The sequence below is a fragment of the Odoribacter sp. N54.MGS-14 genome (assembly GCF_000980295.1).
GTDB lineage: Bacteria > Bacteroidota > Bacteroidia > Bacteroidales > Marinifilaceae > Odoribacter > Odoribacter splanchnicus.
The window spans coordinates 1-11,437 of record NZ_LARL01000084.1; the positions used below are offsets into that span (position 1 = coordinate 1).

General features: G+C 43.4%; 10 protein-coding genes and 1 tRNA gene. 4 read left to right on the forward strand and 7 right to left on the reverse strand.

Features of this window, described 5'->3' with window-relative positions; all coding sequences use genetic code 11:
• Together WS42_RS13045 and WS42_RS13050 are read right to left on the reverse strand one after the other, a co-directional pair.
• A partial coding sequence (locus WS42_RS13045) for an alpha/beta hydrolase (protein WP_286728616.1) occupies positions 1-784 on the reverse strand: 784 nt, incomplete at its 3' end.
• A 322-nt stretch (positions 785-1,106) separates the two neighbouring features.
• Positions 1,107-1,182 (reverse strand) — tRNA-Arg (locus tag WS42_RS13050).
• 158 nt (positions 1,183-1,340) lie between these two features.
• Between WS42_RS13050 and WS42_RS13055 the strand changes: the two genes are divergently transcribed.
• On the forward strand, positions 1,341-1,862 hold the full coding sequence (locus tag WS42_RS13055) for a DUF6913 domain-containing protein (RefSeq protein ID WP_140398553.1): 522 nt from the start codon (positions 1,341-1,343) through the stop codon (positions 1,860-1,862).
• A gap of 1 nt (position 1,863) precedes the next feature.
• Entirely contained in the window at positions 1,864-2,745 is an 882-nt protein-coding gene (gene dapA, locus WS42_RS13060; protein WP_046405736.1) for a 4-hydroxy-tetrahydrodipicolinate synthase, read from the forward strand.
• Here dapA and WS42_RS13065 read toward each other — a convergent pair.
• The 5 genes from WS42_RS13065 to WS42_RS13085 all read right to left on the reverse strand — a co-directional run bounded on the left by WS42_RS13065 (position 2,742) and on the right by WS42_RS13085 (position 9,918).
• A complete protein-coding gene (locus tag WS42_RS13065; protein WP_013613630.1) occupies positions 2,742-4,232 on the reverse strand; it encodes a GldG family protein in 1,491 nt (496 codons plus the stop codon). The genes dapA and WS42_RS13065 overlap by 4 nt on opposite strands.
• Before the next feature lie 30 nt (positions 4,233-4,262).
• Positions 4,263-4,985, reverse strand: coding sequence for an ABC transporter permease (locus tag WS42_RS13070; protein WP_041557632.1), 723 nt, complete (start codon positions 4,983-4,985; stop codon positions 4,263-4,265).
• 7 nt (positions 4,986-4,992) lie between these two features.
• Complete coding sequence (locus tag WS42_RS13075; RefSeq protein WP_013613632.1) at positions 4,993-5,916, reverse strand: ATP-binding cassette domain-containing protein; 924 nt, start codon at positions 5,914-5,916, stop codon at positions 4,993-4,995.
• Positions 5,917-6,196: 280 nt separating this feature from the next.
• On the reverse strand, positions 6,197-8,044 hold the full coding sequence (locus WS42_RS13080) for a hypothetical protein (protein ID WP_140403426.1): 1,848 nt from the start codon (positions 8,042-8,044) through the stop codon (positions 6,197-6,199).
• Positions 8,045-8,055: 11 nt separating this feature from the next.
• Entirely contained in the window at positions 8,056-9,918 is a 1,863-nt protein-coding gene (locus WS42_RS13085) for a hypothetical protein (RefSeq protein ID WP_046451218.1), read from the reverse strand.
• Between the two features lie 218 nt (positions 9,919-10,136).
• Between WS42_RS13085 and WS42_RS15655 the strand changes: the two genes are divergently transcribed.
• Both WS42_RS15655 and WS42_RS13090 read left to right on the forward strand, forming a co-directional pair.
• A complete protein-coding gene (locus WS42_RS15655) occupies positions 10,137-10,643 on the forward strand; it encodes a type 1 periplasmic-binding domain-containing protein (protein ID WP_286728622.1) in 507 nt (168 codons plus the stop codon).
• A partial coding sequence (locus tag WS42_RS13090) for a type 1 periplasmic-binding domain-containing protein (protein ID WP_502685718.1) occupies positions 10,637-11,437 on the forward strand: 801 nt, incomplete at its 3' end. The genes WS42_RS15655 and WS42_RS13090, both read left to right, overlap by 7 nt.

Consider the following 11,437-nt stretch of genomic DNA (forward strand, 5'->3'; position numbering starts at 1 on the left):
AACATTCCCTGCACCAGGCTGTGGTTATTCTGAAATAATGATTAGAAATCCAGGCATCGTCTTTGGCTGTTATATGTTGCATTAAGGTGTCATGAAAAGCCAGTCTGGCAGGTGCGATATCTTTGATGTCGATTCGGCCGTCTTTTACGATATCTACCGTATCGAACGGTAAATCCTGGAATAGATATTTTCTGTAGGCAGCCACCACTTTATCCGAAGATTCATACTCTTCGCGACTGACGCTTTTGTCTCCATCCTTATCGAAAATGGAATTTACCATAATCAGGATTCCTTCTCCGCTGTTTTGCCAACGGATGATGTCATACATATTCTCATTGGCATAACCATGTAAAAATAAAGCGTCGACTTTTACTTTCTTTCGTTCAGCGACCATCGAAGCGATGATTGTCCCTTCACTCATACCATACAGGATTATTCTACAATCTTTAAAACGCTTGTCTTTTTTTAGCACATGCACCATTCGCTCGACGTCTTCGGCTTCAGTCGACGGTGAATATTTTGCATATTTTGCCGAATCAATCCGGTCAAAACGGGGAGCTGTGTCGCCAACCTCTACGCCACGCCGGTTGTAAGAGAAAAAAGCAACTCCTTGAGAACAGAACCCTTCGGCCATAACATCATAAAAGTTGAATCCGGACCGTTTATTCAAATAAGTATTCGGCCCTGTCCCGTGAATGGCAAACACGATTGTTTTTACCGGCCCTTCCGGAAGACACAGGCGGGTCAATACCTTTTCTCCATCATTTAGGGTAATTGTTTTCATTTCCGGTTGAAAAGCCCATAGCGCAGAACTTATCATTAAAAAGAAAACCGAAAAAAGAAGATTCTTCATGGCACAGCATTTCGTTAGTCTTCAAAGATAATTTTTTTTTCGTTATATTGTAGTTTTATAATGTGATAAATTACCTGTAGAAATCGTTTTATTTATCGGTACAATAACCCTCCGATAAGAAATATCAGAGGAAAGGTAAGGAATTAATTAATTCTGACAAGGGAAAAAGTAACCCACTGCCCCGTCCCTGGGAGTCTATAAAAAACTCCCGAAAATTTTAATTTTCGGGAGTTTAATTTTTTGCTTTTTGAACTGGTGAACTCGGCGGGAGTCGAACCCACAACCTCTTGGGCCGTAACCAAGTGCTCTATCCATTAAGCTACGAGTCCGTGTCTTATCTCTAAAGCGGTGCAAAGATATGTACAAAAATAATACTGTGCAAGCTTTTTGTTGTTTTTTTTATGACAAAGTGATTTTTTGTAGAAGATATAACAAAGCAGGGGGAATCATTATTTTATTACTATTTTTGTCTGAGAATATTAGAAGTATGAAAAAGATTTTGAACAATCTCCTTCATCGTCTGAAGGAAGATTCACTGAATAAGCGTGTCGGGAACAGTACCAGGGAGGTAGAGTATAAGGAGAAGAGGGAGATAAAAACTTGTCTGGTGTTTTGGAGTGCCGATACCGATCAGAACAAATGGTTCCGGAAATTGGAATCCGATTTTGCCGGGGTGAAAATGGATAAACTGTGTTTTATTCCGGATGGGATCGAGATGCTGGAAACGGATGATTTGGTGGCGGTACGGAATGCTGATTTAGGATTCGGTGGCAAGATACGGAACGGGCGTTTGATCGCTATGCTGGGCTGTAAATATGATTTGTTTATCGACCTGAATAAGGAAACAACTGCATTAATCAAATTTGTATTACAACATACTCAGGCTTCTTGTATCGTAGGGATGAAAAAGGAGGGAGGAGTGGCCGATATTGTGATCGACGAAGTGACCGAACCTTTCGGCCTTGTAAATAAATTGAACGTAATATTATCGGGGATAAACAAATACTAACATGGACAGACTTATCGGTACAGGAGTGGCCTTGGTTACTCCATTCGACGAACAGCAACGAATAGACCGGGAATCTCTGTACCGTCTGGTGAATTATGTCATCGACGGTGGGGTGGATTTTTTGGTGGCATTGGGAACTACGGCAGAGACTGCGACTTTATCGGCCGACGAAAGAGCGGTGGTGGTACATACGATTCTCGAAGCCAATCAGGGGCGTCTTCCCGTGATTGCCGGTATCGGAGGGAATAATACGGCGGAGGTGATCCGTGAACTTCAAACGGCCACCTGGTTGAAAGCTTGTCAGGGTATACTGAGCATAACTCCTTGTTATAACAAACCGACTCAAAGGGGGCTTTACGAACATTTTAAAGCGATTGCCGCTGCTTCGCCGCTGCCTTTGTGTTTATACAATGTTCCGGGGAGGAGTGGGGTGAATATGGAAGCTGCGACTGTAGCGGCTTTGTCACACGATTGTCCCAACATTATCGCTGTGAAGGAAGCTTCCGGCCGTTTCGATCAGGCTACGGCTATTCTAAAATCCAAACGGGCCGGTTTCGCTGCTTTGTCCGGTGAAGATGCACTGTTGTTGCCTCTGATGTCACTGGGATTCGAAGGCGTGATCTCGGTGATTGCCAATGTACTTCCGAACGATTATGCTTGTCTGGTGAAAAGTGCATTGCAGGGAGATTATCCGACTGCCCGTCGCATCCATTTGGACAGGGCCGAACTTTGTAAAGCTTTATTTGAAGAAGGAAATCCGGCAGGCATAAAGGCTGCTTTACATGCTGCCGGCATTATTCGTCAAAATACCCTGCGTTTACCTTTAACTCCGGTGAGTGACGCTCTTTATAATAAAATCATCGGACTGTTGAAACTTCATTAATCGATATAACCTGGATGAGAACGGTCCTCCCGTTTTCTCAGGTTACGTTTGTATCGGTAAAAGGCGATTCCCAGAATAATCAGGATCGGTAAAAGGAAATTGATGTACTTCAACACTTCCCGGCTGGTGTCTCCGACAGGTTCCAGTACCGGGAAGGTGGTGAATTTATTTCGCAACTGAATCAGCCCGGAATTGTCTGCCAGCCATTCGATAGAGTTTAAAGCAAAAGTGATGTTGTCCGTATGGCCGTCGATAGCCGACTGGTTGATCAGGAAATCGGCATCGGTGATGGTGACGATGGCACTGTTGTTATCGTCGTTCGTCAGTAAGGCTGCGACGATATTGTGCGGACGGTTGAAATCGCGCTGGGTCCATTGCTTTTCCAGATCGAAACATACCGGAGCTTGCTGCACTCCCGAAATGGAGGAACTTTGTGCCAGAGGAGTGAAAATATAAGGCGTCGGGGTTTTGATCTGTTCTATACTGCTGGCAAACATGAGTAGCATCGACCGTAGGCCGTAAGTAATCGTATGCTTGCTGAAATTGGTGATCACCGGGCAATACGGGAAACTGACACTACGCTGGAATTTCAGATAACCGTATTGTTGTTCGAAATTACATACCCCGCAATTATTGTCGATGATAAAGTCGTTCCTGATTTTCAGTCCTTTTTTCTCGAGCATATCTTCCACGCCTGTGGAATTGATGTATCCATTGTTCGGATGATCCAACAGTCCGATTGCATGATTCAAAGCGATGAAAAGCCGTCCGCCTTTGGAAAGAAATTTTTCCAGTTGGGCGATTTCATAGGGGGAAAAGTTGTCTTTGGGATTGATCAGGCAGAGTACATTACAATCTTCATAAGTGTTCAGATTCAGATCTACAACCGTAATGTCCGTCAGATGAGATAGTTCGTCGACCAGTTCCGACATTAAGTTAAGGGTCGTTTCGCCGTGTCCGCGAACAAAACCGATCCGGGGTTTGATGGTATCGGAGGCTTGTTTCAACATCCGGGTAATTTCATATTCAATGGGTGTATTGAATGAAATGTTGGGGAGTACGGTCTTGTTGTTGCCGATATGAAATACAGCTCCGCAATAAATTTTCTGGATTTTCTCCAGATCCCTTTCCCGGATCTCGTTGAATGACGGGATAATTCCTTCCTGGGTCGCTTTAAATTCCTTTTCTGTGTTATCCGGGTAAATGGTGTTTATCGTAAAACTGACATTACTGAGAGATTTATATTCCTTCAGCAATGAACGGAATTCTTTTACCAGTTTTTTCGTATCCTGGGGCAGATCTTCGGTGACATAAAAATCGACAACAATGGGTTCGACGTTATTACGGATACTGGTCTTGCTGACTTTACTCAGGGAATAACGTTTGGTTTTGGTAAAATCCCAACGGAAAAAAATGAAAAAAGAGAAAATATTCACGAGTAATATTACTGTGAGAATGGATATAATATCTTTTATAATTTTCTTCATACAGATCGTGACATTGTAAAGATTGAAATATTAAAATCGGCTCTTACATATGAAAAACTTCGATAAAGCCAGAAAAACCGTGATGACCGATCCGAAATAAATAATATCCCGGGAATCCAGTATGCCTCTTGACAACGAATCAAAATGTTCTTCCATAGAGAGATAACTGAATAGATCTGCAAAAATGCCGGTCCCGATCTGTTCAGCAAACATGCCGAATAAAAATTGGAAACACAAACCGATACCGAGGCTGATGAAAAAAGCCGATACGGCAGTACGGGACAAGGAAGAGGAGAAGATGCCGATACAGATATAACATGCACTCATCTCGATCAGGCCCAGATAGCCTAAAAGGACTGCTCCATGATCCACCTCTCCTAAGAAAGAGAGCGTAATATAATAGGGTAGTGTCAGGGCCAAGGCCAGTGTCGTGATAATTAAATTGGAAAAGAATTTACTACAAAGCAGGTCGGCTGTTTTTATAGGCTTGGTCAGCATTAATTCGATCGTTCCGTTTCTTTTTTCGTCGGCAATACTTTTCATGGTGAGGGCTGGAATCAGAAAAAACTGTGTCCAGTTGATAATACCGAATACCTGCATCATATTGGCCTGTCCGATGTATAAAAGATTATTACTGGAAAGCCATGAAAAAAATCCGCAAACACAGAAAAACAGGGTATACCCGATATAGATACTCCATGAATTGAATGTTGTGGCTAATTCTTTATGAACGAGTATTTTAACCGTATTCATAACCATTTTAATTTTTAGTTACCTGGCGGAAGATATCTTCCAGACGAGTTTCCACGGGAGTCATTTCGCTGATATACCAGTTATTTTGGCAACAAATATCGAAAATCTTTTTCTCAATTTCAGTAGCCCGCTCACATTGGATCTCAAAATGATGCGGAGTGGAGGAAATGATGTTTTCCAGTTCCGGAATCAATGCCAGTTCGTTGTAGATATCTTCGTCTTCTCCGCCCTGAATACAAATCTTCAGTAGCTTACCTTTATCGGATTTGTTGCGCAGTTCGGCAGAAGTTCCGTCAGCGACGATTTTTCCTTTATTGATGATCAGCACCCGGTCACAGGTCGCTTCGATCTCTGCCAGGATATGTGAACTCATGATCACCGTTTTTTCCCTGCCGATATTTTTGATCAGTTCCCTGATTTCGACGATCTGATTCGGATCGAGTCCGGTGGTCGGTTCGTCGAGCAGCAATACCTCCGGATCATGGATCAACGCCTGGGCCAATCCTACCCGCTGGCGATAGCCTTTGGATAACTCCCGGATGGTTTTGTGTTTTTCATTGTCCAGGCCACACATCCGGATCATGTCCATGACTTTGGGGATGATCTTATATTTGGGAATATTGTGTACCCGGGCGATGAAATCCAGAAAATCGATCACATTCATCTCTTCATAGAGTGGATTGTGTTCGGGTAGATAACCGATGATTTGTTTAATTTTATAGGGGTTTTTATGGATGGAATATTTACCGATACGGATGTTTCCATAATCCGGAAATAGAAAGCACGACATGATCTTCAGGGTGGTGGTTTTACCGGCACCGTTCGGTCCCAGAAATCCCAGAATCTCTCCTTTTTTGACTTCGAAGCTCACAGAGTCTACTGCTTTCTGATAGCCGAAAGACTTTGTCAGATTTTCAACCACAACATCCATATTGCACCTTTTTAGTAACCTTTTGTTCGACACGAAGTATTATCGTGTAACAAATATAATCAGGAAGCGACTAATCGGTGAGGGTTTAACAATCTTTAACCGCAGATTTCCTGTGGATTTTGCTAAAGCGGGAATTGACGCGAATTTTATTTTTGTGAAATTAAATGAGCGTTTAGGATTTTAAAGTTTTCCTTCTGTGTTTTTAGTCCGTAAAGAAGAGGTCCTTCCTCCGGGATTAAAAATATTTTAATGCAATAAATCCAGTATCCTCCACCTTAAATCACCAAAAGTGTGCTTTTCCGTTTTCCCACGTAAAAATCCGTTCTTCCTGTCCCAGGGTATGGTTGCGCAACCAATATAATCCGTTGCTGGGGACGTCGTCGTATTCGATGTAAGTGCCGGTAGCTGTTTTTATGCCCATAGAAATCCATCCTTGGGGGAAATCATAATAAAATAATTCATATTGATTATCAGGGAAAATCCCATTGGCATCATTCCGCGGGAGATACCGGATTTGTGATAAGGCCACAGGTTTACCGAAATCCATGCCCACCCATTCCGGAATCATACACATACTGAGCGGGTCCGGATCGAAGAGTTCGTTTGTTTTAGTCGAATCCATTCCGATGATTTTTCCTTTTATTTCTTGCTTGTGCTTATCGTAAAAGCGAAGGTCCGACAGATGGGCCCTCCAGGCCTCATTGGCTACGAATCGCCAGTACCTGTAAGACAAAGTGGTATCGATCGGAATAAATTGATAGCGATAATCGGGCTTGTGGCGGATCGTGCAGATGGAATGAGGGGATTTGAAATCCGGATTGTCGGCGGCTTCGAAATGTGAATCGATAAAAGCGGAGTACCAATAGTCGCTTTCTCCTCTGTTAGGATATTTCCTGACGAGCTTCATATACTGTAAAGAGTCTTTGTTGGCAATAATCGGATGCACAGTTCCGTCGGAGTATAATATGAGAGGAGGAGCAAAGGGGACCATTTCTTTTTTGTTTGTATAATGAACCGGCAGGTAGACAATATCTTTTCCCATTTTGGGAAAGATAATCTCCTGTCCGGCGGGTTTGCTGCAGGCAATGGGCTGCCAGCTTAAATCGTTGAAAATAGCGAGATAACCGTGTCGAATATTCCTGATCCCCGGGGCTGACAATCTGATTTCGGAAGTGGGGATATAAAGGTCTGTGACGTCTTTATTGAAGGGATCGAGAAAAAAATAGGGAACATATTCTCTTTTCCCCGGTTTAGCTGTCGGATTATGTGAATAGGTCCGTCGGTAAATTTTGGGTGCTTTATAGATTCCCACCTGATATACCTGGGTGGAGTTGATTCGGGGATCGATAGCGGTAGCCCAATAGTGACGACCGTTTCGATTTGCGAAATGGGGAATAAAATCGATTGCAGACGGTACGCCCAGTATCCGTAATACAAACAAATTGGCTTTACTGGTCGGGATGCAGTCTGATTTAAAATTCTTTAAATCGGGTTCCGGGATTTTTTTGTCTAACATGAATAGAAAAGTGCGAAATCTGTTTTCGATTTGAGAGATCGAGTGACGAAAATTATCGTAATAAGTCGAGTAGGTTTCCAGGTTCTTTTGCAGAGGAGAGATTGAATCGCGCCAATAATCGAGCGGTTCGTTTTCAACCCGGTAAGGCAGGAGATATTCCTTGAAATTTTCGAAATCGACACCTTCATTCCAGGGCCGGGTTTGCCATTGGTTAAAAGCGAGTTCGATTTGATGGATCAGAAAATCGGCTTTTATGTATTTGACATCTTCTTGTATATCCAGTTGTTGCCTATAGCCGATATGATCGAAGGGGACCATTTGGATGATTTTTTTTTCATAATAGGGACAATTTTTGAGTAAACCGAGTTGCTCGTTATAGGATTTCATGTATGGGCCGCCGAAGGTATAATGACCGGGCATATTCTCGATCAGAAAGATACTTGCTTTCAGTTTCAGGCTGTCGGCAGGATCTTGGGAATAATGGTCGAGTACTTTTTCCAGTTCTGCCCTGTTCGTACCGCTGTAATCCAGTACTGCTTTCAGACGGGAAGAATAGTTGCTGCAGCTATAGGCGGTCACTAACCAGAGAAGTATAATTGTCTTTTTTTTCATATCGTTCGGTTTTACCAAAATCTGATTTTTCCATTTTCATAAGTAAACAGGCTACCGTTTCTGTTTCGGGTTCTGTCTTTTACCTGAAAAAGGGCTGATGAGGGGACTCGATTGAATTCGATGACATGGTCGGTAGCGGTTGTTACTCCTGCTGTTTGCCATTGGCCTTCGTCAAAATAACATAGCTCGTATTCGTGACCGACACAAATGTTCTCGCCGTCGTTGAAGTTCAGATAAACGATCTCCGAAACGGATACCGGATGGCCGAAATCATAGCCGAACCATTTCCGGATGGCCTTATTGCTAGCGGGGTCGTGGTCGGTCAGATTACGATAGAAGGTCGTGTCCGGACCGATAGGAACGCCATGAAGTGCTTCGCCTGAAGAGTCATAGAAATGGAGTTCGGCGAGATTCGAAATTCCGAACTGTGGACTGATCCGCCAATAGCGTTTTTTATAATGCTTGTCGGGGCGTATGGTATCCTGGTAATAATAAGGTGATTCCTGGATGGTAAATACGGTGTCAGCGTGGAGAAAAGCACTGTCGTCTGCGCATTCGATACGGGCATTCTTCAGGTAATATCCCATATAATCGGTTTCGGCGGAATAGGGTTGTAACCTCCTGATATGCAGAGCTTTCAAATGAGTTTTATCAGTTCGGAACGGTGTAATTTGGCCGTTATTGTTCAGTATAAACGGTGGGGCGAAAGCTTGTATCCGGTTATCGGGATAATATACCGGTAAATAGATACAATTTCGTCCCAGTTTGTTGAAATATCCCTTTCCCTTTTGGATAGGGCTATAGGCTACAGGCTGCCAGGTTACATCATCGTAAACTGCCAGATAAGCATACTCAGTATGGACGGTTACCGGAATATCGATACTGATGTCTGCCGTATGCAGATAAAGATCGGTAACATCTTTATTGAAAGGATCCTTAAAAAAAGGAGGGACATATTCCTTGGTCTCCGGCAGGGGATTTGAGGAAAAGGTTTGCCGGTAGATTTTACCGATTCGTAAATTGGCTATAGAACTCGTATTGATATGATTGATCCGCGGGTCTTGGGTGTAAAGCCAATAAGTGACTTTATCCTGGCGTCGCTGGATAGCTGAAAAGTCGGTTGCAGCCGGAATACCGGCAACCCTGTATTGTATCAAAGAGGCTTTTGTATTGTTCGGGTCCAACATTAGCAGATTGTAGAGTTCCTTGTCGTTTTGTGGAGGAAAGGAAGAAAAATTCTGTTTTGCCAGATATTGATTAAGGGCCTGGATGGAATGCCGGCAATCGTCGTAGTAACATTTGGCATATTCGATGCTTTGCCAGAAGGTGGAATCCAATAGGAGTGTGCTCAGTTCTTCGGGCATTTCACGGCCGATCCGGTAAGGCAGAAGATATTCACAAAAAGTTTCGAAATCGATATGAGCGAGCCAGGGGCAGGAAGTCTTTAAGGCAAAAACGGCTCGAATATGCCGGATTAAAAAGTCGGCTTTTATCTGTTTGATATCCTCAACCGGTGTAAAATCGGGACACAAACCAGGATGTTCTGCCGGATAAGTCAAAAGTATTTTCCGGGTGAGAGGTGACAGATTTTTCAGCGTATCCAGCCGTTTTAAATAAGATTGAAAGTCTTTCGGTGAGGGGCTCCAATGACCGGGCATGTTTTCAATCAGGAAAATTGCAGCTTTTAAGTACAGACTATCCGATGGATTTTGAGAGAAATGATGTAATACCTTTTCCAGTTCCTGGCGGTTAGAGCCGCTTAGACTCAATGCTTTTTCCAGACGGGGATTATCGTTTCCTGTCCGATTACAGCTTATCCATATAAATAAGCAACATCCGAAAATCCAGCCTGTTCTCCAGCTCTTCACTTGCATTCTCTTTTAGCCTTTTTATGTTTTGTTTTCTTTTCAAATATAAACAAAAAATAGATATCCTGCTATTGTCTGCTTAAAAAGTAAATTAGTGTGTGGCTCCCTAAACTTTTTTCATCCAATCTCTTGCGTTAGTTTATCATTTTTGTCACTTTTGTTTCTGATAAAAGTGAGGTAAAATCCAAGATTAAGAATTATAGAGGAAGTATATGATATCTCCTATGATTGGGTACAAGGTGAAAAAAAACTGGATAAAAGATAGAAACCTGTTTATCTTGAAAGGGAGGTGGGTTAGTTTTTCATTGATCATGTGCGTGATGATGCTATCGTTTGTTGCTTGTCATGAGGATCAGGCGGAAGAAGAGTCGTCGCCCGGGAGAGAAGAGGTAAGAGTGGCGGTAGTGCTTCCCTTGGAAGACGAAATGGCCGGACACTGGAAACATTGTTTGGAGTGGGCCATGCAAAATATTGAAACGGCACAGCGAGGAATAGTCGGGGGGATCAGAATCGAGTTGGAATGGTATGACGAGAACGAGTTGGATATTGAGCGATTGTTTAACGAACTGTCCGTACGCGAGGATGTGGATGCTGTAATAGGACCTTTTTATTCGGAGCATACTTGGGTGGCAGCTCGGCAGTGTGCTAAGTATAACAAAACGCTTTTTACTATTTCTTCGTCGGCCGAGATGGTACGTAGTTTCGCGGAGGAGGTTTTCTTTGGGTGCTGACAGAAACGGATATAGCTCAGTGTGAAGTATTGTTGTCGAAGGCAATGACGTACGGGGCAAAGCGAGTAGCTTTGTTGGCAAAAGAGGATGTTTATGGACAGACGTTTATCGATTGGTTTGCTTTTCAGGCGAAGGAGTTCGGGTTGGAAGTTGCTGGAATCGTGTCATACACGGATGCTACGGTAGGTGACGGTTTTCGGCAATGTGCGGATTACGATGCCGATTTTATGATTTGCGTACCTTCTTCGGTTGAGAATTTGCAAGATATGGTGGCTACACGTAAAGGGATACCTGGATTGGTTTCCCGTCAACTTTATTCTGATGTTGCTTTTAGTGCCACGGTTTTGGATAGGTTAGGGAAGGATGCCGAGGGCCTGGAAGGAATAGCCATGTCACCTGACCCGGTTTCGGGATTTCAGGTATCTTATGAGGTGAAATTCGGGGACCAGCCCGTACTAGGAGAAGCTCACATGTATGATGCGTTGTGTTTGATCGCTTATGCTGCGTTTAAAATGCAGATCGAAGGCACGGACGATATGAACGAAGCGTTGTGTTCTTTGGTCGATGGGAGGGGGATGAACATGGGGTCGTGGATGGCGGAGGATATGCGGCTGGTGTTCAAGGCTATCGCCAAAGGGGATACTCCGGATATAGACGGAGCCACGGGATCGTTGGAATTCGATAGTAAGGTGTATACCAATGTACTGCATTCCGTGTATGCGAATTGGATTGTGTATGACGGGAAGTTTCTGATTCTCGATTATAATACGAGTGACGGGGGAAAGCGTGTGGAG